This is a genomic window from Denitrificimonas caeni (assembly GCF_027498055.1).
Taxonomy (GTDB): Bacteria; Pseudomonadota; Gammaproteobacteria; order Pseudomonadales; family Pseudomonadaceae; genus Denitrificimonas.
Genome location: NZ_CP114976.1, coordinates 1,248,780 through 1,273,310, shown reverse-complemented (window position 1 = coordinate 1,273,310; position 24,531 = coordinate 1,248,780). Strand labels below are relative to the sequence as shown.

Below are 24,531 nucleotides of genomic sequence, written 5' to 3'. Positions count from 1 at the left end.
TATTAATCCAAACGCTCGTCGTTGCTTAAAGTACGCGCTTCGGTTTCCAGCATCACCGGAATATCATCACGAATAGGAAAAGCCAAACCATCGGCCTTACACCACAGCTCAGTTTTTTCGTCGTTGAGTTGCACGGCACTTTTACACAAAGGGCAGGCTAAAATATCTAAAAGTTTCGGGTCCATCAGCATATCCTCACAACGATTCAGGTAATAAACGCTTGAGCTGCTCAGCAAACCAGCGGCTAAATGCTGGCGATGGCTGCGCGGCCACTTGTAAATACCAGCAATTATCCGCAGCAAAAGCACGGCATTTCACCGCATCTTTTTCCGTCATTAACACTGGTAGGTCATCGCTAAACTGTAAATCTTGCGCAGTAAACTCGGCATGATCAGCAAAGGCATGAGCGATTGGCTGCCAGTCTAACCCCTCCAGCGTCTTGAAGAAACGCTGCGGGTTACCTATACCGGCCACGGCATGCATTTTTTGCTGCTTAGGAAAATAACTTAACGGCTCACGGCGGCCACTGCGCACATGCACCAACGCGGTGGGCTGCAGCTGCATGGCAAAGCCGCTATTAGTGTCGGCTGTAGCACCGTTAAACAGTACCGCATCCACTGTTTCCAAGCGCTCAGCAGGCTCGCGCAAAGGCCCCATCGGCAAGCAGCGCTGATTGCCTAAACCGCGTGCGTCATCAATCAGCACCAACTCTAAATCTCGGGCTAAGCCATAATGCTGCAGGCCATCATCAGATAAAATCAGATCAACCGACTGCTCAGCGAGTAACTGCTGCACCGCCTGAGCACGCTGCGGAGCAATAACCAGCGGGATTCCTGTGCGCTGCACAATCAGCAAAGGCTCGTCGCCGGCATGTTCGGCAGAGTCGCTTGCGCTAACGGTCCAAGGTAAATGCGGCGGCCGCGCACCATAACCACGGCTGACCACACCCACACGCAAGCCTTGCGCTCGGCAGTAGTCGATCAGCCAAAGAATTAACGGGGTTTTCCCAGTGCCGCCTACAGTGATATTGCCCACCACCACCAGCGGAACTGGCGCTCGATACGTCTCACTCTGACCAGCAATAAAGCGCGCGCGCTTACGCAACACTACCCAGCGGTACAGTTGCTCCAGCGGCCATAACACAGCCAAAGCTGGATGTCCGCGATACCAAGCTTGCTGCAAGCGCTCACTTAACTTCACTACTCGGCTTGCGCCTCAACAGTGGTAATGCGCAGCTGCGCAAAGCCCAACTTCGAAGCAGCATCCATGGCGGTAACTACAGCCTGGTGCGGCGCTTTTGCATCGGCACTAAGCATCACTGGCAGGCTTTGATCGCCACCTGACTCAACCCGCAAGGCTTCCATTAACGCGGTCAAATCATTGCTGGCCAAGCTTTTTCCATTTAAAGCAAAAGAGCCATCCACAGCGACTAAAATTTCTAAAGGTGCTTTAACTGCAGCTTCCGGCGGCGTACCGCTAACCGCCTCAGGCAAATCAACTTTAAGCTGCGTTTCTCGGGTAAAGGTGGTGGTCACCACAAAAAACAACAGCAAGATAAACACCACATCAATCAGCGGTGCTAGATTAATATCAACCGGTTCACGGGGCTTACGAGGGAATCTCACGCTTTATCACCATTTAGCTCAACCTCACGATCACCTTGCACCACTTCTACCAACTTAATCGCTTCTTGCTCCATGTTAACCACCAGCTCATCGACACGGCGCTGCAAGAAACGGTGGAAAAACATGGCTGGAATTGCCACAAATAAACCCGCTGCAGTGGTCACCAGCGCCTTGGCGATACCACCAGCCAACTGTGGCGCATTGGCCATACCTGAGCCCATAAAGGCACCGAAGATTTCAATCATCCCCAATACCGTACCCAGCAAACCCAGTAAAGGCGTAATTGCTGCAATAGTGCCCAGCGGTGTTAAATAGCGCTCAAGCTCATTGACCACTTTAGCGCCAGCCTCTTGAATACTTTCTTTCATCATTTCACGGCCGTAGCGTGAATTGGCCAGCCCAGCAGCAAGAATCTGCCCCAACGGCGACCCTGCCCGTAACTCGCTAAACTTATTGCTATCCATTTGCTTGTCTTGCACCCAGCGCCAAACCTGGCCGAGTAAATGTGGCGGGCTGATACGTGATGGGCGCAAGGTCCATAAACGCTCAGCAACAATGGCAACTGCAATAATTGAGCACACCACAATAGGCAGCATAATCCAGCCGCCTGACTTGATCAGTTCCCACACAATAACTACTCCAGCAATAAATTTTGCTAACTTTAGCACAGCCTAAGGCGGACACCGAACGCTATGGTTCTCATTTTAACGCCAAAAGCGCAATTGCCTAGCCATACTGCTTGGCTCGCTGTAGCGCCCTAAGTAAATCTGCACCGCTTTATCATGCGCCGTATCATAAATACGCACCTGTTCACGCTGCAAATTTGCCAACACTTGCGGGTGCGGATGCCCATAACTGTTGTGTTTGCCACGGGAAATTAACGCATACTGCGGGGCAATGGCCTGTACAAAACGGCGCGAAGTGGAAGTACGACTGCCATGGTGCCCAGCCACCAACCAATCAACTTGCAACCATGGCCAGTCGGCTAGTAATGCTGCTTCACCAGCAGCATCCAAGTCACCGGTCAACAATAAACGCTCGCCTTGCGCAACAATCAGCAGCACGCAGGACTTTTGATTACTGTCTTTCGCGTTATGCCACTGCCAACGCCAAAACCAAACGTCATCCCACTGCCACTGCTCAGCTCGACAATCTTGTGCAGCAAAGCTTGGTGGATGCTCTGCTGGTTGACCGCTGACCACTCGCTTAACCTCCACTGCATCCAAAATCGCCTGTGCGCCACCGGCATGATCGGCATCTGCATGAGAAATCAGTAACTCATCTAAACCAGTCTGGCCATAACCGCGTAACACCGGCACCACGATGCGTTCGCCGGCATCAAACCCTGCCATAAAAGGGCCGGCATCATACATTAGGCTGTGCTGCGCAGTTCTCACCCAAACTGCTTGCCCTTGCCCCACATCCAGCACCCACACCTGCGCTTGCCCATCTGCAACCACTTCTTTACTCGGTTTAAGCAGCGGCAAGCAAAGCAGCAACCCTGCGAGCAGCGGTAACAGGGGCCGTGGCAACAACCAGCACAGCACTCCCAACACAGCTAATAGCAGCGCCGCCACCGTTACCCCGCTGCCCTGCCAGACCGGCCAACCTTGCGCAAACCAATCCAAGCCAGCAAACATAGCAGTTAAACACCAAGCTGCCGCACTGAGAACCCAGCTCGCAAGACTTGGCCAAGGCAATAGCAACGCGCCCAATAAGGTTAAAGGCAGCGCCAGCAAGCTCAACCACGGCACCGCAAAAATATTTGCCAGCGGTCCCATCAAGCTCACCGGCAAACTCAAAGCCAGCAAAAAAGGGGCAAGACCAATTGCTGCAACCCATTGTGTGCGCCCTACCATATGCCACCAGCGCCACGGTCCCAAGCGTGCTGCAAACGCCAGTATCAACGCACCCACCGCAGTAAATGACAACCAAAAGCCAGCCTGCAAAACCACTAAAGGCTCATAAATTAGCACCACTGCTAAAGCAATTAAAAACGCTATCCACACACTTAAATGCTGAAAATGCCAACGCCAAAGTAAAGCCACCATCACCATGATGCACGCGCGCTGCACTGGCACGGCAAAGCCGGCAAAAGTGCCATAGGCTAACGCCGCCGATATCGAAAGCACGCAAGCAGCTGGCAACCAGGGCACGCGCTGCGGCCACCAACCCAAACGCATCAACCAAAAAACCACAGCATAGGCCACCGCGGCAATTAAACTGATGTGCTGACCTGAAATCACCATAAGGTGCACAGTGCCGGTAGCTTGTAATGTTTGCCACTGCTCTGCGCTTAAACCCGAGCCATCACCCAAGATTAAAGCCGTCATCAGGCCTTGCGCGGGCTCTGGTGCATAGCGCTGAATACGCGCTCTGACTTGCTCACGCCAATGATCTAAACCCTGCCCCTGCGCAACCAGCTGACCCGCTTTAACCGAGCCTGTAGCCCCAATACGTTTAGCCAGCAGCCAAGCTTGGTAATCAAAGCCATAAGGATTGAGAGAGCCATCAGGACGTTTTAAGCGCACCGCTAAGCGCCAACGTTGCCCCGCTTTCACAGGCTCTGCTGGGGTACGCCAAGACACACGTATGCGTCGCGGCAGTTGTGCTCGACGGGAAACCGCATCGTCCAATTCAAAACGCACAGTTGGGGGTTGCCCTTGCACAACTGGCCATTCAGGCAAACCTACAACTGTCCCAGTAATCCACAAAGTGCGCCCATCTAATGCTGCAGCAAGCTGATCATCTAACGCCCACTGCGCACTTAAACACGCCCAACACAGCCCCAACAAAAAGAAACCGAAAAGATGCAAGCGCGTGCGTAGCAACAACAACGCAACCAGCAGCCCCGATAGCAGCCAAAATATACTTGGCAACCACGGCATGACGCGCAAACTCAGCAAGCCAACAATCAAAGCGATTATGGATATTTGCACAGCACTACCTCCTTGTAGCATTTGCAAACACATATTCTTATCAATTCACTGTTTTCTAAGACTTTTGTCACACCCTGTAACAGCACCGCCCTCGAATAAGATGCATAATAGACTAGCTTTAGCACGCCAGAGAAGATTCATGCCCCGTCAACTATTTAAACGCTACATGCCTGACCCGGAAAAACTAAAAAACAATCCATCGTTACGTTTTTTGGGCAGCCTTATCCATGATGCAAACCTGTGGCACCTGAACCGTCATTCAGTGGCCCGTGCAGTTGCTGTGGGTTTCTTTTGGGCGATGATCCCAATGCCGATGCAGATGTTTGCCGCGGCTTTATTAGCAATCCCTATGCGCGCTAATCTACCTATTTCTGTTGGCTTAGTTTGGCTGACGAATCCTATCACCATGCCGCCGGTGTTTTATGTCAACTACAAGTTAGGCTCTTGGTTGCTTAACACGCCAGCTATTGAGTTCCCCGACAAAATGACGCTCAGCTGGATTTTAGAAGTCACCACCACCCATTGGCAGCCTTTATATGCGGGTTCCATTGTGATGGGACTGATTCTTGCTGCAGTGGGTTATAGCTGCACAGTTTTATACTGGCGCTGGTGGGTCAACCGCAGCTGGAAAAAACGCATAAAACTGCGCAACTCACGCCTAAACGATTGATTTTAAAATAAGTTTTGACACTTCTCAGAATCTGCGTATACTTATCGGCGCGGAATGGAGCAGTCTGGTAGCTCGTCGGGCTCATAACCCGAAGGTCGTAGGTTCAAATCCTGCTTCCGCAACCACATTCAAAAGCCTTAACTTTCAATGAGTTAGGGCTTTTTTTATGCCTGTAATTCCTTGCTTAAAAATCGTCTAAAAAGCCTGTATTCATACGGCACTGCCATGGTAAACACCTTGATGCAAGTATCAGGCTCGATTGGTACCGCTTTGGCGATCACCATAATGTCTGCGTCGCAAAACAGTTTCTTGAGTAAGGTTGCAGATCCACTAGCGCCATCCATGGCTAGCATTTCATTGTCCGCTGGCGTGCAAACGGCGTTTATTTTGGGGATCGGGCTTGCGGTGAGCGGATTAATTGCGTCGCTTTTTATAAAGTCTTCGAGGTGATTGCTAAAAGGCACCTGTCTTTTTATTTTTTACTGGACTCATAACCGTCACAAATGCAAATCCTGCTTACACCAACAAATTCAAAAGCCTTAAACTTTTACGAGTTAGGGCTTTTAAATGCCTGTAGTCTTTCCTTTGGATAACGTCAAAAAAATCGCATTGCACACGATAATTTATACACTATCGCTTTGCTAATGTAAGCCCTACCCTGCATAAGTTAACTACTGTAGGGGCTGCCAGGCTTGTAGTAATCCCAATACCCAGTGACTGCCTCGTTAACTACGACCAGACTTAAGTTGGTGTGCCATAGTTGCGCGTAACTTACCCGGTCGTACAGGCTTGGTTAGCAAAGGAATCCCCAGTCGCTTGCGCAGTGCTTGCTCTTCATCCGTGTAATCGGCAGTAATTAGCACTGCTGGAATATTTTTCGCAAAGTCAGCACGCAGCTGCTCCGCGACAGCCAAACCAGTCACACCACAATTGAGGTGCAAATCCACGATTAATAAACTAGGCGCTTGCTCCTCCAGCGCTACAATTGCAGCCCTATAATCTTCAGCAACTAGAACTTCACAACCCCACTGCGTTAAAAGCACGGCCATGCTGTGTAAAATCTCTGGCTCATTATCAATCACTAATACCCGCTGCCCAGCAAAGCTATGCACCATTGCTGGGCTTGTTTCTAGAGTTTTTTTCTCATATTTGGCTTCGCTGCTTAACGGCACCTCAATACTAAAGCAAGAGCCTCGCCCAAGCTGCGAGCGCAACTCAATATTCGCGCCCAATACAGCGGCTATACGCTCCACAATAGCCAGGCCAAGCCCAACGCCTTTACGGCCACTTTGATGGTTTGTATCAACCTGATTAAACTCTTGAAAGATTGACTCCTGCTGATCTTTAGCAATGCCTGGCCCCGTATCCCAAACCTCTATACGCACCTTATTACCACGTCGTCGAACACCTAAAAAAACACGTCCAGAACCCGTATAGCGACAAGCATTACTCAGTAAATTACGCACAATGCGCGTCAACAAGTGGTAGTCGGTATAGACATAAAGGGAAGACGAAAAAAACGTTAAGCGTAATCCCTCAGCTAATGCTACCTGTTCAAACTCTGACACCAATGCGCTAAACATATCTCGAATGGAGCACGCTGATAGCGATGGAGTTACCGCTGCCTGATCTAAGCGAGCAATATCCAATAGATCCGCAAGCAAATCCTCTGCTCCCTCCAGCGCCATGTGGGCACGTTCGAGTAAATGCTGTTCTGCAGCAGGCAACTGTCGCTCACGCAATGACGACATCAGTAATCGCGCAGCATTTAACGGCTGCAACAAATCATGACTGGCCGCAGCCAAATACTTGTCTTTGCTTCGATTGGCCGCCTCTGCAACTTCTTTCGCCTCACGTAAAGCCAGCTTAACTTGCTCATGACAAGTGATTTCTTCCTGCAGATCTTCATTACTTAACTGCAGCTCTCGAGTACGCTCAGCCACACGGCGCTCTAAGCTTTGATTAAGCTTTTCCAAACGTTCTTGGTTTTTTTTACGCTCAGAAATATCAGCCACAAACCCCTCTAAAACACCAGGCTCATCATCTTTAAGTAAAATATTCATCAAGACATCAAGGGGCTTTCCGTCTTTACACAACAAGCGTGTTTCATAACCGCGCACAATATTTTTCTGCAGCAACTCCGCACGAATACTTTGCACTTCTTTAATACCACCAACAAACAAACTTGGTGCACTAGGCCCAGTATTCGCAAGCAATTCTGCAACACTGACGTAACCAAGCATATTTGCCAAACCTGGATTAACTGCCCGAAACCCACCATTAATTTGCGCTTGAAAAATCCCATACGTGGCGTGCTCAAACAGCCATTTATAACGGTTACGCTCACGCTCTACTTCGTCCAGTTGCTGTAATAATTCACGGTAGTGACTTTTACGGGATGACTGCTCACTAAGCCCCAGCAAACCAGCTAGAGTATTGTCAGAGGGCTTCGGCATAGACCACTTCCATATCACGCTGATTGGAGGTTCTAGGATTCGTTAAAATACAGGGATCGGTCATGGCATGGCGAGATAAAAACGGTATGTCAGCGCGGTTAACCCCACATTCACCAAGGCTGTCATGAAAACCTACTGCCTGCTTAAATTCAATCAAATGATTGACTAAGCGGGTGCGCACTTGCTCACTGGTGAGCCCACGACAATCAATTCCTAATGTTTGCGCAATCACTTTAAATCGATCTGGTGCAGAGCTGTAATTAAAGGCCACAACATGCTCAACCAATGCAGCATTACACTGCCCATGGGGTAGATCTAAATAACCACCTAGACTGTGCGACATTGCATGCACTGCGCCCAAAATCGCATTCGAAAACGCCAGCCCAGCCTGCATACTGCCCAGCATAATTTGTTCTCGTAGCGCTATATCATGTGGGTTAGCGATCATCTCCACCAAGTTTCCGCCGATTAAACGCATCGCTTCTAAAGCATGAGTATCCGTCAGTGGGCCGCTACCAACAGATACAAAAGCCTCAATGGCATGTACCAAAGCATCAATACCAGTACAGGCTGCCAAAAACGGATCCATAGTGAGCGTAGTTTCTGGATCAATCAATGCGACATCTGGCACCACAGCTTTACTGACAATAGAAAACTTCATGCGCTCTTGCTGATTAGAAATAATCACAAACTGCGAGACATCTGCAGAAGTGCCTGCTGTCGTGGGAATCAAAATCAATGGTGGGCTGGGCAGTCGAATAGTATCCACTCCCTCAAACTCTAAAATGCTGCGCCCATGGGCAGCGACAATACCAATGGCCTTCGCACAATCCATTGGACTACCACCGCCAATAGCAACAATCGCGGTACAGTTATGTAGCTTATAAGTTTCTGCGCCATGCATCACCTCCTCCACTCTGGGGTTCGGTGAAACCTCTGTAAAGAGATGGTAATCAATACCCTGCTCTTGCAGGCTTTCTTCAATATCAGTAACCCACCCGGCAGCTTGCACCCCAGGATCAGACACAATCAAAACTTTAGCTGCCCCAAACGTGCTCACAAAATGCCCAGCACGATGGCGACAACCGGCACCAAAAACAATTTCTGGCGATACAAACTTGCGCAGTTCGCTAATTGACCGTTTCATAATTACTCGTCTTATTATTATGGGTTGATTGAAGCAGGCAGTTTTATACAAAAAAGTGTTATACCAGCAAATAGCACACCTAAAAATCTTATCTACTTGATTTTAAATGAGGTTTTGTAACTTATCTGATTTTTATTAGGTTATCGCTAAGCCCATGCTTTAAACACTAGCCAAGGGTCTATGCATACAGATTATAAAGCACTTAAAGCTTCTCTTTAACTGACAACAGAAAAAGTACGCTGATAGAAAGATAATTCTAAAGCCAACGCTTCAGCCAAATGCCTTGCTTGACGAAAACCATGCCCCTCATCAGGGTACAAATGGCACTCAACCGCTACGCCCTGCTCAGTTAAAGCCTGCACCATAGTTATAGTTTGCTCAGGGACTACAACTACATCTCGCCCACCTTGAAAAAAAATCACTGGAGTTTGTATCCGTTGTATTTGCGCTAATGGTGCTCGCGCAGAAAGTTGTTCTACCCCACCTAGCAGCCAAGACAAATAATCCCCTTCAAACTTATGGGTCACTTTATTTAAAGCAGTTGGATCGCTAACACCGTACAAGCTTGCCGCGGCAGCAAAATACTGACTAGCAGCAATTGCCAACAGTGCACTATAGCCCCCTGCACTAGCACCTCGAACAAAAAGATGCTCGGCATCAACTCTGTCAGTATCAATTAAATATTGTACCAAGGCACATATGTCCTCAACGTCTAAAATGCCCCACTGCTGCTCTAAACGCTGACGATACTTACGACCAAACCCCGTGCTGCCTCGGTAATTTAAATCCGCAACAGCAAAACCTCGTTGCGTCCAAAACTGTATGCGCGGATCAAAAACAGGATAACAAGCAGAGGTTGGTCCACCATGCAAAAACACCACCAACGGTGGCCGCTCTTGGTTAGACAAATGGTGCTGCGTATTGTGCGGCGCGTAAAAAAAACAGTGCACTGCTTCATCATGGCTGCTTGAAAAATACAATGCCTGAGGCTTGGATATTTCCGTTTCCGGCAAGTCTATAGCCAGCTGGCTCAACACCTTAACTTCTGCGCTGTGGCGGTCAATGGCCAGCACCGCGCTGCCTTGACTTGAGTGCCCAGCAATGCAATAGAAGTGATCATCATCAGCTGCTAAATGACGTAATCGACTGAAGTCCGTGGCCAACTGCTGCAACTCTTGTTGTTTAGCAAAGCAATACAATGCTAACTTGCCAAAACCGTCGGCAAACCAACTCACTAAGTAGTGATCACCCTGCAATGGTAAGTAATTACAGCCACCCAACTGCCAAGGTGCACCAGCATAATCCGCATCAACTCCAGTTAACGAGACAAGTTTTTCGTCCGTTGTTTCACGCCATGGCTGCCAATAACCTGCTTGGTCATTTAGCGCTACAACACGGTTGGTTTGATCAAATAACGGCTGCTGAATCGAAGCATTACCGTCAGCTCCAGCTAAACATGCTGCTTCCCCCCATCCACCATCACTTTGACGCTTGGCGCAGAACAATTGAGTTCTTGTCCAAGGTTGGTCAGGGCGCTGCCACTGCACCCAGAGTAGACGCTGACCATCCGGACTGATTCGTGGCGCAGCATAAAAGTCACTGCCTTGCACTATAATCTGCGGTACTAGCAGCGGCTGGCTTTGTTCACAAACTAAAGGTACACGGACTAAACGATGTAACACTTCTTGCTCGCTGTGCTCTTCTTCTATAACAATCAGTGTTTGTGTTACAGAATCAAGCTGCATATCAGCATAGCGGCATTCATGGCGTGCAGTTAAAGCCTGTGGTAGCCCCTGCCAAGTCTGCAGATACAATTGCTGATCCACTTCATTAGTAAATACGACTCCTTGCTCGGTTAAACAAAAAGAGCCTCCGCCATACTCATACACTCGGCTGCGTACCGAAAAGCCCTTAGGCGTAAACAGTTCGCCATCCTGCTTCGCAGAGTTATAGCGGTAAAGCTTCGTTTGTCCAGTTAACGGATCTGAAACCGTCCAAAAAACACCATGCAGGGAGACTTTTAATTCATTGATTTCACGTCCAGCCACAGCAGCCTGTTCTGCACTCCAAGTGCTGGGCCAGAAACCTGCAACAAAAGTCTCCCGCTTAGGCATCTGTATTCATCCCTTGATAATAATGTTGGACATTTTCTCATTACGAAAAATCATGCTATCCACGCCCAATGGCGCCTGCTCTGCTTCTTCACGAGCAGCTAGAATAATGCCATGGTGCTTAGACTTACTGCACACTGGATCAGCATTGCTGGCATCTCCTGTGAGCATATATGCCTGGCAACGGCACCCACCAAAGTCCTGCTCTTTTTCATCACAAGAGCGGCAAGGCTCTGGCATCCATTCAAAACCACGGTACTTATTAAAACCGAAAGACTCCTGCCAAATATGCTGCACGCTATGCTCTTTCACATTAGGAAACTCAATAGGCAACTGCCGCGCACTGTGACAAGGCAAAGCAGTACCGTCAGGGGTGATATCTAAAAACAAACTGCCCCAGCCACTCATACAAGCTTTAGGGCGCTCTTCATAATAATCTGGAGTTACAAAAATCAGTTTACAAGGGTGGTTTTGCGCAGCTAATTTTTCTCGCCACTGCTGCGTAACGCCCTCAGCATATTCAAGCTGCTCACGGGTGGGCAATAAAGCTGCGCGATTGAGCTCTGCCCAACCATAAAACTGACACGTAGCCAGTTCCACAAAATCTGCATCGAGCTCAACACAAAGCTCAATAATGCGGTCAATACGATCAATATTATGACGGTGTGTCACAAAGTTAAGCACCATGGGGTAGCCCTGCGCTTTCACGGCGCGGGCCATAGCTAGTTTTTGTGCGAAAGCTTTTTTCGAGCCGGCCAACATATTGTTGACCTCTTCATCAGCGGCCTGAAAGCTGATTTGAATGTGATCCAAACCAGCCTCACTTAGTTCAGTAATACGACGCTCAGTTAACCCAATTCCAGAGGTTATTAAGTTAGTGTAAAAACCTAAATCACGAGCAGCTTTAACCAGCTCAGCCAAATCCTGGCGCACAAGTGGCTCTCCACCGGAAAACCCCAACTGCGCAGCACCTAAAGCCCTAGCCTGCTTAAAAACATCGATCCACTGCACGGTGCTCAACTCTTCACCACTACGGGCAAAGTCCACTGGGTTAGAGCAATAGGGGCACTGCAAAGGACAGCGATAAGTCAGCTCAGCCAGTAACCATAAAGGTGGGCTTTGTATATGCTGATTAGCAGGGTTCAAGCCAAAACTTTGCATAGGCCACCTCCATAAAGGCTAAAACGTCATCACTTAAGTCTGGCGCATCAGGAAACTGTTCTTGCAGTTGGGAAATAATTTGCGCGACACTGCGCTGCTCATCAACCAACTTTAAAATATGTGCAGCACTGTCATTGAGCTGAATCATTCCTTCTGGATACAGCAATACATGGCAGCTTTGTGCAGGCTCCCATTGCAAGCGAAAACCACGCCGGATACGTGGGCACAGCTCCAGATTGATAATGCTCATAGCCCTAGCCCTGTATGCCAAATACGCTGATCAGTTACCGTATGGTACGGTGGACGCTTAAGCTCATACGCCATACTCATGGCATCTAACATGCTCCACAGTACATCCAGCTTAAACTGCAAGATTGCCAGCATGCGCTGCTGTGCTTCCCTAGTAGTGTAGTGTTGTAAAGTGATTTGCAAACCGTGCTCAACATCCCGCCGCGCTTCACTAAGACGCTTACGGAAGTATTCATAACCACGAGCATCAATCCACGGATAATGTTGTGGCCAAGCATCTAAGCGTGACTGATGAATATGCGGGGCAAAAAGCTCAGTCAAAGAACTACTGGCCGCCTCCTGCCAGTTGGCACGGCGAGCAAAGTTAACATAAGCATCCACAGCAAAGCGCACGCCAGGTAATACCAGCTCACCGGATAACACCTGCGCACGATCCAAGCCAACTGACTCAGCCAGACGTAACCACGCCTCAATTCCACCATCCTCACCGGGCGCACCATCATGATCTAAAATGCGCTGAATCCACTCCCGCCGAACCGCTCGATCAGGGCAGTTAGCCATAATGGCAGCATCTTTCATGGGGATACTGATTTGATAATAAAAGCGGTTTGCCACCCACCCCTGAATTTGCTCACGGGTCGCTTGCCCAGTGTGCATAGCAACATGATAAGGGTGATGAATATGGTAATAATCCCCTTTGCCACGCAGCGCATGCTCAAATTGCTCTGGGGTCATTGCTTGCTGGCTCATCACAGGCTCCTAAAGCTCGATACTCATTCCGTCATAAGCAACTTCCACACCAGCTGCTTCTACTTGCGCACGCTCGGTGGAGTCCTCATCTAGGATAGGGTTGGTGTTATTGATATGAATTAAAATACGACGGGCTTCTGGGTACTGAGCTAAGACATCCAACATGCCGCCAGCACCTATTTGTGCCAAATGCCCCATTTCACTGCCAAGCTTGCCACCGACACCTCTCGCCTGCATTTCATCATCTTGCCAAACAGTGCCATCAACTAATAAGCAATCAGCACTACTCATCATTTGTGCCAGCTCTGCGTCCATCTCTCCCAGACCAGGCGCATAGAAAAGTTTTTTACCGCTGCGAGTATCTTCAATCAACAAGCCAATATTGTTACCAGGGTGTGGATCATCACGACGCGGTGAGTACGGTGGCGCATTACTGCGCAAGGAAATAGCAGTGATACTTAATCCTGGGCAGGCAGGTACAGTAAAGGGCTGGCCATCCAGCGCAATCAAACGGTGCTTAAGTCCACCATTCCAATGCGCCAGCATATTAAAAACAGGAAACCCAGAGGTCAGGTCTTGATGCACCATCTCAGTGCACCACACATCATGAGGACAGCCCTCACGCAAAGTTAATAACCCCGTGACATGGTCAATTTGGCTGTCGAGTAAAATAATGCCTGCAATCGCAGTATCGCGTGCTTGGCGCGCTGGTTGCAGTGCAGGAAAAGCCTCTAACTGACTACGGATATCTGGCGAAGCATTACATAAAATCCAGTTCACACCATCATCACTGATAGCAATTGAAGACTGCGTACGCGGTGTTGCCCGCAAAGTGCCTTTGCGTAAACCGTGACAATTATGGCAATTACAGTTCCATTGCGGAAAGCCACCTCCTGCTGCTGAACCTAAGACTTGAATATACATAACTCTATTCCTTAGTAGCCCCAGTAGGACTGGGGCTCGATCGTTGAACGATTAACATAAGGGCACGATGTATCAACGGTTAGCGATGTACATCGTCACTTCAAACCCAATACGCAGATCATTAAAGGTTGGTTTATTCCACATAGTCGTTTCCTCTTTTTGTTAAAGACCGGTGTATTCCGGCACCTCTATTAATAGCGCTATTAGGTATAAGACAAAACGGTACTTTGGAACCGGTTTTGGCTGCCATTGGTCGCACTGCTTTTACTCTTCAACATCACAGCGTCTCAGCAGCAGTTTTCAGGCAAAAAAAAACGCAGCCAATTGACTGCGTTTCGACAAAAAAGAATAGACTCTAGGAAAGGGGGGTTACCATAAGCAGAACCTAATCGTACCGTCGATAAGTAGCACCATACAAAACAACATAGCTCAGAGGCCTCTTGGTGCCACTAGAACCAGCCAGCGGCACCAGCCTTACAAACTTAGAAGAAGCCCAACGGGTTAATGTCGTAGCTCACCAGCAAGTTTTTCGTCTGCTGATAGTGGTCTAACATCATCTTATGGGTTTCACGTCCAACACCAGACTTTTTATAACCTCCAAAGGCTGCATGAGCTGGATACAGGTGGTAGCAGTTCGTCCACACTCGTCCTGCTTGAATACCGCGCCCCATGCGGTACGCACGATTAATATCACGGGTCCACACGCCCGCACCTAATCCAAACTCGGTATCATTAGCGATTTCAAGCGCTTCTGCTTCATCCTTAAAGGTCGTTACCGCTACCACAGGGCCAAAAATCTCCTCTTGGAAGATGCGCATCTTATTGTGGCCTTTCAACAGTGTTGGTTGAATGTAATAGCCGCTAGCGAAATCACCTTCCAGTTGCTCAATTTTGCCACCTGTTAACAGCTCGGCGCCTTCTTGCTCAGCCACATCCATATAAGACATAATTTTTTCAAACTGCTGCTCAGATGCCTGCGCCCCCACCATGGTCTCGGTGTCCAGCGGGTTACCACGACGAATTTGCTTAATTTTCTTCATCACTTCAGCCATAAATGGCTCGTAAATAGACTCTTGTATTAAAGCACGTGAGGGACAAGTACAGATTTCACCTTGGTTAAAGAAAGCCAACACCAGCCCTTCAGCAGCCTTTTCTATAAACTCAGGCTCAGCACTCATAATATCTTCAAAGAAAATATTCGGTGACTTACCGCCCAGTTCCACTGTGCTTGGAATAATATTTTCAGCAGCTGCGTGCATAATGTGCGAGCCGACTGGTGTTGATCCAGTAAAGGCAATTTTGGCAATACGCTTACTCGTTGCTAACGCCTCTCCCGCCTCACGACCAAAACCTTGCACTATGTTTAAAACACCGGCTGGCAACAAATCACCAATTACTTCCATGAGTACTGTAATCGACAGCGGTGTTTGCTCCGCAGGCTTTAACACAATACTGTTACCTGCTGCCAAAGCTGGAGCCAACTTCCAAGCACCCATCAAAATCGGGAAGTTCCATGGAATAATTTGCCCAACGACACCCAGCGGTTCATGGAAGTGATAAGCAGCCGTATGCTCATTGATTTCTGCAGCTGAACCTTCTTGAGCACGCAAGCAGCCCGCAAAATAGCGGAAATGATCTGCAGCCAATGGAATATCCGCGTTCAAAGTTTCGCGAACAGGCTTACCGTTATCCCACGTTTCGGCTACCGCTAACAATTCAAGATTCTCTTCAATACGATCTGCAATGCGCAATAGGATACGTGCCCGGTCTTGCGCTGAGGTTTTACCCCAAGCTGGTGCAGCAGCATGCGCCGCATCTAAAGCCAAGTTAATGTCAGCAGCTGTTGAGCGTGGAAACTCACCAGCAACTGCACCGGTTACAGGCGTTGTGTTAGTAAAATACTCACCGTTCACTGGTGCGACAAATTCACCACCAATATAGTTGCCATAACGTGGTTTGATTGTCAGTAAAGAGTCTTGCGTACCTGGTTGTGCATAAATCATAAGAGTTTCCTCATTTATTCAATGCCTGCGCCAACCGCGGGCAGGTGATGATTCGATATTAGCGAGCCACCCCTTACATCTAAATGCATCCAACGCAGCAAAAATATAGTCATTTAGAACTAGATAGAATGCGCTCATCTAAAAACCACACTGCCACTATCAAAGCAATAACAGTAGCAGATACAAAAATCCCCGTTACAACCTTACGACTGAACGGGGATTTTTATCGCCACCTGTACTACTGATCAATACGTTGCCATTGCTGCTGCTCATACTGTGGGTATAGATGACTGACAGTACGAATCAACTCGTGGCGCGTTAAACTGATCGTTGCAAACTGCTCTGGAATAGGCAAACGCAACACTTGGTTCATATCCATGCCCTGCTCTGCAGCTTGACGCAAAGCATTATCCAGCCATGTAAGGTAATCACGCATTTGCACAAAAGGTTGCTTATCTTTTGCTAAAGGACCGTGCCCAGGAACCACAACCTGCCAAGGCAAAGCTTGCAAACGGTCTAAGTCAGCCAACCATGTTTTTAAACTTGGACTGTTCGGTGTGGCTAAAGCCCGCTGATAGAACAGCATATCACCGGCAAAAAGCACCCCTGTTCGCAGGTCCAGCAACACCAAATCAGCACCCGTATGACCAGTAAAAGCAAGCAGCTGCAAAGAATGACCACCAATATCGACTACCCCCGGCTCAACAGTGTGGGTTGGCAGTTGCACTTCGGTACCGCGCATCCAATCTCCAACCACTCGATACATATTCTCCGCCATATGGTCGCCCTGCTCTGCAAGCAGCTCATGAGTTGCTTGCAAGGCGGCAATAGGCACGTCAGCAAATGCTTGATTCCCCAAAGCATGATCAGGGTGGTGATGGGTTAAGAAAACTTGCACCACCGGTTGCTCGGTAACAGCAGCAATAGCAGCTCGCAAAGCTCTGCCATAAGCAAAAGATGGCCCCGTATCAATAACTACCACTCCCTCATCAGTAATTATAAATGCGCTATTGACCACATTACCGCCATTTTCCACACTAAAATCATCTGTTAGCCCTTCTACCATGTAAGTATTCTCGGCTATTTTTTCCGGCTTTAAAGCATAAGAAGCCAAAGCATTGGAGCTGAGTAGCCAGCCCCAAACTATAAGCAGCAACCAACGCATAGCATCACCTCTAAATCTCACTCTTCAACCCACCGAAACCCTGAGCAAAAACAAACACTCTAAGCTCGTCGCAACCCTCCTATGTATCGCAGGAGAACTAAGGAGTTTGTGCGGTAAACTCATTGCCATTATTATCGCGCAACCACCACTGCGTGCGCGGCTGCCCCTTCACATGCAAAGTAATGGTTGGGTTTTCACTGACGGCAGAAAACAAATCGAGACGCGCCAACACCTTACCACCCGCATCACGAAGTTCTGCTTGATTGACATAAAACTCTGGGATAGAACCTACCAAACCATTATCCATTGGATGCAAAACCCTTAAACGCAAACGGCTGCTATCACCGACAGGAAAGCGCGCACCAAACACCTGACCTAAACGCTTCTCCCAACCCTCTTCAGCACGCACTAGACTGGGTGCGCTACAGCCACCACCGGCGGCCTCAATTCGCGCCGATCCCACATACCAAACGCCATCGTCCATTAAAAAAGCAGCTCGAATCGGAGTGGCTTGCTCAACACGAATTCGCACAGCTAAGAATTTTTCTAACTCAGCACTTGGATACAAATTCAAAATTTGCGGAATAGGATTAAGCTCAGCCCAAACCATCACTTCACTGACTTTACCCGGCAGAGCTCGCGCATCCACCTCTACGGGAACTTGCCGCGCATCTTCAGCAAAAGGTGGCACCATCACTTTAACTCGCTCATCAAAGACAAAGTCAGCGTTATTCAACAAGCGCTGATGAAAATACTCCCACATTACCGAAGGTTGTGGATCTCCCTCTACGGCCAGCGCCAAATTGCTGAGCAAAAATAACACCAAAGCACAAACAAACTGCTGTTTCATAGGTACTCCTATTCAATAACCTAACAGTCACTGAGAAGCCTGAAAACACTGCAAACTTAAAAGGTAACAAGGAGAGAGCCTTGCGCTTAACAGTGCGTTAAGGCTTTCGCTTATAAAGCCTTGCTAGGGCGATTTGAACCCATTCGCAAGGCAAGGCTAGATCAGCACTTTCAACCAAAAAACGCTCGCCCTAGCACATTATTGCAACTCAGCACGGCTCTCAATGTAAGTACGAATGGCCCACAGCGCCTCTTGGCTAATATGCTCTGCCATTTTCGGCATATACACGGCGCCATTACGTACAGCACCATTAATCACACGCTCCTTGTACCACTCATCATCGCTTTCATTGGGCTGCAGCAAACGCAAGTCTGGAGCAATACCACCAGACATAGCCTCAAGGCCGTGGCAACGGGCACAGTTTTGGTTATAAGCAGAGTCACCAATTTCAACGGCTTTAGCATTCAGCTCGCTTGGAGCGCGGTATGGATTGCTATCGAGCCACTCTTCACCCAATGATGGCAGCCCTGCGGTATCAACGCTTTGCGGCACCATGTCACCGTGCGCATAAGCTGTTGCTGAGAAACCTAAAGCGGTTGCAATTAAAGCCCCGAATAGCGCATTTTTCTTATTCATCATTTTCACCATTTATGTAGTACGCAAGGATGTTCGCTAGAAAGTTTGAACACTGCCTGAATGGTAAAAATGCTGCGCGCTAAGGAGAACGCTGCTTTAGTTGTCGAGAACCACACCCTTAGTATTAGATGCAAAGGTCTACAAAATACTGGTTTTAGAAGCACTGCCAAATAAGCCACCGACTGGGAACTTTTCCCGCCACCAACGGGAATTTTTCCGTATTCTTTAGACCCGTTCTTTCCCAACATGGATGCCGTCAATGCGCAGTCTACTGACGCAAGACTCACAATATGCAACCTATGGGAAGTAAAGCAATGATAACAAGACAATCACCCAGCTCTGCCAAGCCCTTAGCCCTTGCCGTCAAGGGCCTAATTCTAAGCGCCACACTAATTAGCGCTAACCTAAGCTTCGCCAAACCCGTAACTTGGGAGGACATTGCGCAAGACCATGTCAACACCAGTAACGTACTGCAATACGGTATGGGTACCAATGCGCAACGCTACAGCCCTCTCACCACGATCAACTCAGAAAACGTCTTCAAGCTGACGCCTGCCTGGACTTACTCTTTTGGTGATGAAAAACAACGCGGCCAAGAATCACAAGCGGTGATTCACGACGGTGTTATTTACGTAACCGGTTCTTACTCTCGCGTATGGGCACTGGATGCCAAAACCGGTGAGCGCTTATGGAACTACAGTCACCGCCTGCCGGATGATATCCGTCCTTGCTGTGACGTTGTAAACCGTGGCGTGTCGATTTTCGGCGATAAAGTGTTCTTCGGTACACTCGATGCGCGCGTTGTTGCGCTGAATAAAGACACCGGTAAAGTGGTCTGGAATAAAAAATTCGGTGATCACGCCGCCGGTTACACCATGACGGGTGCGCCAACGATGGCCAAAGATGCCAAAACTGGTAAAGTACTGTTGATTCACGGCAGCTCAGGTGATGAGTTCGGTGTGGTCGGCAAACTCTTTGCGCGCGACCCTGATACCGGTGAAGAAGTCTGGATGCGTCCATTCGTTGAAGGTCATATGGGGCGCTTAAACGGTAAAGACAGCACACCAACTGGTGATATTAAAGCCCCGTCATGGCCGGATGATCCAAATCACCCTACCGGTAAAAAAGAAGCCTGGAGTCAAGGTGGTGGTGCACCTTGGCAGAGTGCCAGCTTTGATGAGGAAACCAACACTATTATCATCGGCTCAGGTAACCCTGCACCATGGAATGGTTGGGAGCGTACCGCTGACGGTGGCGATCCAAAAGATTTCGATAGCCTTTACACCTCAGGTCAAGTGGGCGTTGATGCCACCACGGGTGAAGTGAAATGGTTCTACCAGCACACGCCAAACGATGCGTGGGACTTCTCAGGTAACAACGAGCTGGTTCTATTTGACTACAAAGACAAAAACGGCAAGAAGACTAAAGCCACAGCACACGCTGACCGTAACGGCTTCTTCTATGTCGTGGATCGCAACAACGGTAAGCTGAAAAACGCCTTCCCATTTGTTGACGGTATCACCTGGGCTTCACATATTGATTTAGAAACTGGCCGCCCTGTTGAAGTTGAAGGTCAGCGACCACCTAAGCCTGAGCCCGGTGAGACACGCGGTAAATCAGTGGAAGTATCACCACCCTTCTTAGGTGGTAAAAACTGGAACCCTATGGCTTACAGTCAAGACACAGGCTTGTTCTATGTACCAGCTAACCACTGGAAAGAAGACTACTGGACTGAAGAAGTATCCTATAAAAAAGGCTCCGCTTATCTCGGTCAAGGCTTCCGTATCAAGCGTTTATTTGATGATCACGTAGGCATCTTACGTGCGATGAACCCAACCACAGGCGAAGTGGCTTGGGAGCATAAAGAAAAACTACCGCTGTGGGCTGGCGTGCTAGCTACTAAGGGCAACCTTGTCTTCACTGGCACCAGCGATGGCTTCCTCAAAGCCTTTGATGCTAAAACCGGTAAAGAATTATGGAAGTTCCAGACTGGTAGTGGCGTTATTTCACCACCTGTAACATGGGAATTGGATGGCGAACAGTACATCGGTGTAACCTCAGGTTACGGTGGCGCAGTTCCATTGTGGGGCGGCGATATGGCGGAACTAACCAAACCTGTAGCACAGGGCGGTTCATTCTGGGTGTTCAAATTACCAGAGTGGGATAGTAATTAATAACTAACGGCTATCACTTCACACTCACCGTTGCTGTGTTCGCACAGCAACGGTTTTTAGAGGTACATTTGTATGCAACGCTATCTTTTATCGGTTTTATCCTTAGTGATCAGCACTGCAGTTTGGGCCAACCAAGAGGTGACAACCATCAACGGTTGCAAGCTTGCCCCTAGCAGTAACTGTGCTGGAATGGACTTACGCAACGCTGACCTCAGCAATATGGATCTGCGCAAAATCAACTTTAATGATGCGGACTTATCCGGTGCCAACTTGCGTCACGCACAACTCGACCTGTCCACCTTCAACGGCGCTAACCTCAGCGGTGCCAACTTCACTCGCGCTAGCTTACAACAAGCCAGTATCCGCGGTGCTAAGCTAGACAAAACCAACTTCACCGCCATTAATGGTTGGGCTTTAATGGGCCAAGGAGCCGAAGGTAAAAAAACTGACTTTAATGCCGCCAATTTAGATTTCGCCCGTTTTTCTGGCTCCAAACTCCCCAGCGCTAATTTTAATGCCGCTAATTTAGAAATGGCTTGGCTGAATAAAAGTGACTTGCGCAAAGCCACTTTTATTGATGCCAACATGCAAGAGTCAAAGATGAGCGAGGCCAATATGGCCAAAGCGAATATGACCAATGCTCGCCGTCACTATGCGACCTTTTTAGGTACGTTTATGGAAGGCTGCACCGCATGCCCACTGGACTGGTAAAACCCCACCTTTGCGCAAGCTAATAGTCCACTACAATGATTATTAGCTTGCCTCACCAATACGCAACACACCGGTATCAATGGCTAAATGTACCAGCTCAACATGGGATCTCACTTGCAACTTTTGCTTTAGTAAAGTCATGTAGTTGGATACCGTCTTGCTACTGATACAAAGATTCTCTGCAATCTGCCGAGTAGGCAAACCCCTCGCTAGCATGACAAAAACCTCCATCTCGCGTGGAGTCATGCTTTGCAAGCGCGGATCAATAGCCCCTACTGATGATTTATGACAAGCCATTTGCGTAGCTATGCTTTGCTCAATATACATATGCCCCGACAACACTCGACGTGCCGCCTCAATCAACACCTCAGGTGCTACGTTCTTACTGATATAGCCGGCAGCACCAGCATCCAATGCTTGACGTACCAACATGAGCTCATCATGCATACTAAAGAACAAAACCGGCAACTGCGGTAAACGCTGACACAAGCGACGACAGGTTTCTAGCCCACTGATCCCCGGCAGACCAATATCCATCACCACCAACCTTGGCATAAAAGCCGGCACCAACTGCACAGCCTCCTCACCGCTGCTGGCGTGCCCAATCTGCACGTCAGGAAAATAGGCTTGCAATAGACTGGCATAACCTTGCCGCACCACCGCATGATCATCCACTAGCAGAATTTTCATTGTTCACCTCTCAGCAGCGGCGCACACAAGTACAACGACCAACCGCGCATAACCCGAGGACGGGTATAAAACTGAGCCTGCATAGCTTGCGCACGCGCAGCCATAGAGTGCAAGCCAACACCAGCTTGCGCAAGCACACCGCCTCTGCCGTTGTCACGTAACAATATGCGCCAAGCCTGCTGCTTATACTGCAGCCACACATGCACATGAGTGGCTTGTCCATGCTGACGCGCATTACACAATGCTTCTTGCAGTAAACGATACAGTTGCTGCTTAGTGGCCAAGCTCAATTCTGGCAACACCCCTAACTGATGCACACGGATACACAGCGCACTCTGCGCTTGCCACTGTTGCTGCAACAACTGCAACAACTGCAACACACTTAAGTGCTCCAATTGCACTGGGTATAAGTCATGAACTACAGCACGAAAACTTTGCTGCAGATGGCTTGCTTGCTGCTCTAAGCATTGCGCTATACTCTGCACTTGCTCCGGTTGCTCGGCAAACAATTGCAGGAGTCTAACCTGCGCTCGCAGCGCCGTAATATACTGTCCAAGATCATCATGCAAAGCTTGTCCAAGACGGCAGCGTTCAGCATCTTGTAGGTGAATTAAAGCCTGACTTAATTGCGCTTTTTCTGCACGCATCACTTGCAACTGCGTTACTAATTTTCGGCTCTGCACTGTTGTATATGGCTCTGACTGGCCCATGGCTATTCCTCGGGAAATTTTCCTACCACCATGCTAATCAGTGGCCTAAGCCAACATCCTCCTACCTTGGTACTGCCTCACTGCTACTTTCCTGTATAGCCTCATACTCATACTCATACTTATACTTATATTTTTAGCTATAACTGCTCTCACCCTATCTCCAGACCTGCCAGCAGTTACACAAAAACCAGCACTTTAGTAGTACGCCAAGCAGCACAATGTATCATTCCCAATGGCACTCATTTTCCCTTTAATAAAAGAAACGCTATTGGGGCTCAGTATGCTTAAATCAGTCTGTACAGCACTCGTCATAACTTTAATCTCCCTAGGGGTGACCTGTAGCTACGCCGAGCAAAGTGACTTATTTAATTCAGAAGGCTACCGCAGCACGCTGTATCGCAGTCCAACGCCTAACTTTCATGAGCTAGCAAACACCATTAACCCACAGCAGTTGCTTGCTCTACAAAAAAAGCAGCCTGAGGTGGTTTTAATTGATGTGTACCGTAACCCTTGGCTCCGTGGTCACTTCATCCGCCAAGATGAGCACAACAACATACCCAATAGCTTATGGCTGGCCAACTGCGGCGATGGTTCGCTTAACAAACAATGGATGGCATACTGCCAAACGTCTTTAGAGCAGGCCACTGCTGGTAACAAAGCTCACCCTATTGTTTTTTATTGCCGATCAGACTGCTGGTTGGGCTGGAATGCAGTTAAGCGCGCTCATCACCTAGGCTACAGTAACCTCTATTGGTTACGCGACGGTGTCGATGGCTGGAAGCAAGCTAACTTGCCATTAGAGCCGGCGCAGCCAATCCCCTTGCCGTGACTTATATATTATAAAAACGAGACTAAAAGCCATGTACAACATCTTAATCGCTGACGACCACCCTCTATTTCGCGAAGCGATTTGTAATGTTATTCGCTCCGGATTCCCAGGCTGCACTATTATCGAAACCGCAGATTTAGATAGCACCCTGCTGCTCGCGACCGAACAAGACAACTTAGATTTAATTCTTTTAGACTTAAACATGCCTGGGATGAGCGGTCTCAATGGTTTAATGACATTACGCAATGAAGCCCCTACCATACCCGTGGTTATTGTCTCTGCGGAACAAGATAAGCATATTGTGTTGCAAGCCATCACCTATGGCGCTGTAGGCTTTATTACCAAGTCCACGCCGCGTGAACAGATGACCGAAGCCATTGAGCAAGTCCTTAATGGACACGTGTACTTACCAGCAGATATTATTCGCTCAGAACAATCCAACACTCGACGTACTCCCCGCGAAGCCACTATTGCACCAGAGCTCCTCCAAGCTTTAACCCGTAAACAGCTGCAAGTACTTGAGCGTATGGCCAAAGGCGAGTCAAACAAACAAATTGCTTACAACTTAGATATTGCCGAAACCACAGTAAAAGCCCATGTTTCCGCCATTTTAAGAAAGCTCAATGTGCATAACCGTGTGCAAGCAATTCTTTCTATTGGCGATATTGACTTCTCCACTTATCTGCGCCGCTAAGTTTCTCACTCATACCGCAAAACTTCTCAACCAGCTC

Annotated in this window: 25 protein-coding genes and 1 tRNA gene; 6 read left to right on the top strand and 20 right to left on the bottom strand. The window is 48.6% G+C overall.

Annotated elements, in window-relative coordinates:
• Nucleotides 1–2: 2 nt before the first annotated feature.
• The 5 genes from O6P33_RS06065 to O6P33_RS06045 form a co-directional block, all read right to left on the bottom strand.
• Nucleotides 3–185 carry a Trm112 family protein gene (locus tag O6P33_RS06065; RefSeq protein WP_269819307.1) on the bottom strand — a complete coding sequence of 61 codons (183 nt, stop codon included), beginning with the start codon at nt 183–185 and terminating at the stop codon, nt 3–5.
• Nucleotides 186–195: 10 nt separating this feature from the next.
• The gene (gene lpxK, locus O6P33_RS06060) at nt 196–1,200 is read right to left on the bottom strand and encodes a tetraacyldisaccharide 4'-kinase (protein ID WP_269819306.1); all 1,005 of its coding nucleotides are present in this window, start codon (nt 1,198–1,200) and stop codon (nt 196–198) included.
• Nucleotides 1,200–1,625 carry an ExbD/TolR family protein gene (locus O6P33_RS06055; protein WP_269819305.1) on the bottom strand — a complete coding sequence of 142 codons (426 nt, stop codon included), beginning with the start codon at nt 1,623–1,625 and terminating at the stop codon, nt 1,200–1,202. The genes lpxK and O6P33_RS06055 overlap by 1 nt, the downstream gene beginning before the upstream one ends.
• Nucleotides 1,622–2,254 (bottom strand): MotA/TolQ/ExbB proton channel family protein, encoded by a 633-nt coding sequence (locus O6P33_RS06050; RefSeq protein ID WP_269819304.1) that lies wholly within the window; start codon nt 2,252–2,254, stop codon nt 1,622–1,624. The genes O6P33_RS06055 and O6P33_RS06050 overlap by 4 nt, the downstream gene beginning before the upstream one ends.
• A 75-nt stretch (nt 2,255–2,329) precedes the next feature.
• The gene (locus tag O6P33_RS06045) at nt 2,330–4,564 is read right to left on the bottom strand and encodes a DNA internalization-related competence protein ComEC/Rec2 (protein ID WP_269819303.1); all 2,235 of its coding nucleotides are present in this window, start codon (nt 4,562–4,564) and stop codon (nt 2,330–2,332) included.
• Between the two features lie 139 nt (nt 4,565–4,703).
• Between O6P33_RS06045 and O6P33_RS06040 the strand changes: the two genes are divergently transcribed.
• On the top strand, nt 4,704–5,234 hold the full coding sequence (locus O6P33_RS06040) for a DUF2062 domain-containing protein (protein WP_269819302.1): 531 nt from the start codon (nt 4,704–4,706) through the stop codon (nt 5,232–5,234).
• A 48-nt stretch (nt 5,235–5,282) separates the two neighbouring features.
• Nucleotides 5,283–5,359 (top strand) — tRNA-Met (locus O6P33_RS06035).
• 39 nt (nt 5,360–5,398) lie between these two features.
• On the opposite strand, the gene O6P33_RS06030 is transcribed toward O6P33_RS06035, so the two are convergent.
• The 13 genes from O6P33_RS06030 to pedF all read right to left on the bottom strand — a co-directional run bounded on the left by O6P33_RS06030 (nt 5,399) and on the right by pedF (nt 18,686).
• Nucleotides 5,399–5,698: a hypothetical protein gene (locus O6P33_RS06030; protein WP_269819301.1), complete on the bottom strand. Its 300-nt coding sequence runs from the start codon at nt 5,696–5,698 to the stop codon at nt 5,399–5,401.
• Between the two features lie 261 nt (nt 5,699–5,959).
• On the bottom strand, nt 5,960–7,690 hold the full coding sequence (locus O6P33_RS06025) for a NahK/ErcS family hybrid sensor histidine kinase/response regulator (protein WP_269819300.1): 1,731 nt from the start codon (nt 7,688–7,690) through the stop codon (nt 5,960–5,962).
• Nucleotides 7,674–8,837 (bottom strand): alcohol dehydrogenase-like regulatory protein ErcA, encoded by a 1,164-nt coding sequence (ercA, locus tag O6P33_RS06020; protein ID WP_269819299.1) that lies wholly within the window; start codon nt 8,835–8,837, stop codon nt 7,674–7,676. Before ercA ends, O6P33_RS06025 begins: the two co-directional genes overlap by 17 nt.
• A gap of 215 nt (nt 8,838–9,052) precedes the next feature.
• Nucleotides 9,053–10,951 (bottom strand): alpha/beta hydrolase family protein, encoded by a 1,899-nt coding sequence (locus O6P33_RS06015; protein ID WP_269819298.1) that lies wholly within the window; start codon nt 10,949–10,951, stop codon nt 9,053–9,055.
• A 6-nt stretch (nt 10,952–10,957) separates the two neighbouring features.
• Nucleotides 10,958–12,109: a pyrroloquinoline quinone biosynthesis protein PqqE gene (gene pqqE, locus O6P33_RS06010; RefSeq protein WP_269819297.1), complete on the bottom strand. Its 1,152-nt coding sequence runs from the start codon at nt 12,107–12,109 to the stop codon at nt 10,958–10,960.
• Nucleotides 12,081–12,359 (bottom strand): pyrroloquinoline quinone biosynthesis peptide chaperone PqqD, encoded by a 279-nt coding sequence (gene pqqD, locus O6P33_RS06005; protein ID WP_269819296.1) that lies wholly within the window; start codon nt 12,357–12,359, stop codon nt 12,081–12,083. The genes pqqE and pqqD overlap by 29 nt, the downstream gene beginning before the upstream one ends.
• The gene (gene pqqC, locus O6P33_RS06000) at nt 12,356–13,108 is read right to left on the bottom strand and encodes a pyrroloquinoline-quinone synthase PqqC (RefSeq protein WP_269819295.1); all 753 of its coding nucleotides are present in this window, start codon (nt 13,106–13,108) and stop codon (nt 12,356–12,358) included. Before pqqC ends, pqqD begins: the two co-directional genes overlap by 4 nt.
• A gap of 9 nt (nt 13,109–13,117) precedes the next feature.
• On the bottom strand, nt 13,118–14,032 hold the full coding sequence (gene pqqB, locus O6P33_RS05995) for a pyrroloquinoline quinone biosynthesis protein PqqB (protein ID WP_269819294.1): 915 nt from the start codon (nt 14,030–14,032) through the stop codon (nt 13,118–13,120).
• A gap of 72 nt (nt 14,033–14,104) precedes the next feature.
• A complete protein-coding gene (gene pqqA, locus O6P33_RS05990) occupies nt 14,105–14,176 on the bottom strand; it encodes a pyrroloquinoline quinone precursor peptide PqqA (RefSeq protein ID WP_269819474.1) in 72 nt (23 codons plus the stop codon).
• A 338-nt stretch (nt 14,177–14,514) separates the two neighbouring features.
• Nucleotides 14,515–16,035 (bottom strand): aldehyde dehydrogenase family protein, encoded by a 1,521-nt coding sequence (locus O6P33_RS05985; protein ID WP_269819293.1) that lies wholly within the window; start codon nt 16,033–16,035, stop codon nt 14,515–14,517.
• 238 nt (nt 16,036–16,273) lie between these two features.
• Nucleotides 16,274–17,200 carry a quinoprotein relay system zinc metallohydrolase 1 gene (locus tag O6P33_RS05980; RefSeq protein ID WP_269819292.1) on the bottom strand — a complete coding sequence of 309 codons (927 nt, stop codon included), beginning with the start codon at nt 17,198–17,200 and terminating at the stop codon, nt 16,274–16,276.
• A 97-nt stretch (nt 17,201–17,297) separates the two neighbouring features.
• Nucleotides 17,298–18,050, bottom strand: a complete 753-nt coding sequence (locus O6P33_RS05975; RefSeq protein ID WP_269819291.1) for a quinoprotein dehydrogenase-associated SoxYZ-like carrier — start codon at nt 18,048–18,050, stop codon at nt 17,298–17,300.
• Nucleotides 18,051–18,248: 198 nt separating this feature from the next.
• Nucleotides 18,249–18,686: a cytochrome c-550 PedF gene (gene pedF, locus O6P33_RS05970; RefSeq protein WP_269819290.1), complete on the bottom strand. Its 438-nt coding sequence runs from the start codon at nt 18,684–18,686 to the stop codon at nt 18,249–18,251.
• 299 nt (nt 18,687–18,985) lie between these two features.
• Here pedF and exaA point away from each other — a divergent pair, with 299 nt between their 5' ends.
• Together exaA and O6P33_RS05960 are read left to right on the top strand one after the other, a co-directional pair.
• A complete protein-coding gene (gene exaA / locus O6P33_RS05965) occupies nt 18,986–20,860 on the top strand; it encodes a quinoprotein ethanol dehydrogenase (RefSeq protein ID WP_420094980.1) in 1,875 nt (624 codons plus the stop codon).
• 72 nt (nt 20,861–20,932) lie between these two features.
• On the top strand, nt 20,933–21,571 hold the full coding sequence (locus tag O6P33_RS05960) for a pentapeptide repeat-containing protein (protein WP_269819288.1): 639 nt from the start codon (nt 20,933–20,935) through the stop codon (nt 21,569–21,571).
• Between the two features lie 42 nt (nt 21,572–21,613).
• Here O6P33_RS05960 and O6P33_RS05955 read toward each other — a convergent pair whose 3' ends face one another.
• On the bottom strand, nt 21,614–22,261 hold the full coding sequence (locus tag O6P33_RS05955) for a response regulator transcription factor (protein ID WP_269819287.1): 648 nt from the start codon (nt 22,259–22,261) through the stop codon (nt 21,614–21,616).
• Complete coding sequence (locus O6P33_RS05950; protein WP_269819286.1) at nt 22,258–22,971, bottom strand: sensor histidine kinase; 714 nt, start codon at nt 22,969–22,971, stop codon at nt 22,258–22,260. The genes O6P33_RS05955 and O6P33_RS05950 overlap by 4 nt, the downstream gene beginning before the upstream one ends.
• Nucleotides 22,972–23,251: 280 nt before the next feature.
• On the opposite strand from O6P33_RS05950, the gene O6P33_RS05945 reads away from it, so the two are divergent.
• Together O6P33_RS05945 and O6P33_RS05940 are read left to right on the top strand one after the other, a co-directional pair.
• On the top strand, nt 23,252–23,800 hold the full coding sequence (locus O6P33_RS05945; RefSeq protein ID WP_269819285.1) for a PQQ-dependent catabolism-associated CXXCW motif protein: 549 nt from the start codon (nt 23,252–23,254) through the stop codon (nt 23,798–23,800).
• Between the two features lie 31 nt (nt 23,801–23,831).
• Entirely contained in the window at nt 23,832–24,494 is a 663-nt protein-coding gene (locus O6P33_RS05940) for a response regulator (protein WP_269819284.1), read from the top strand.
• Nucleotides 24,495–24,531: the final 37 nt, after the last annotated feature.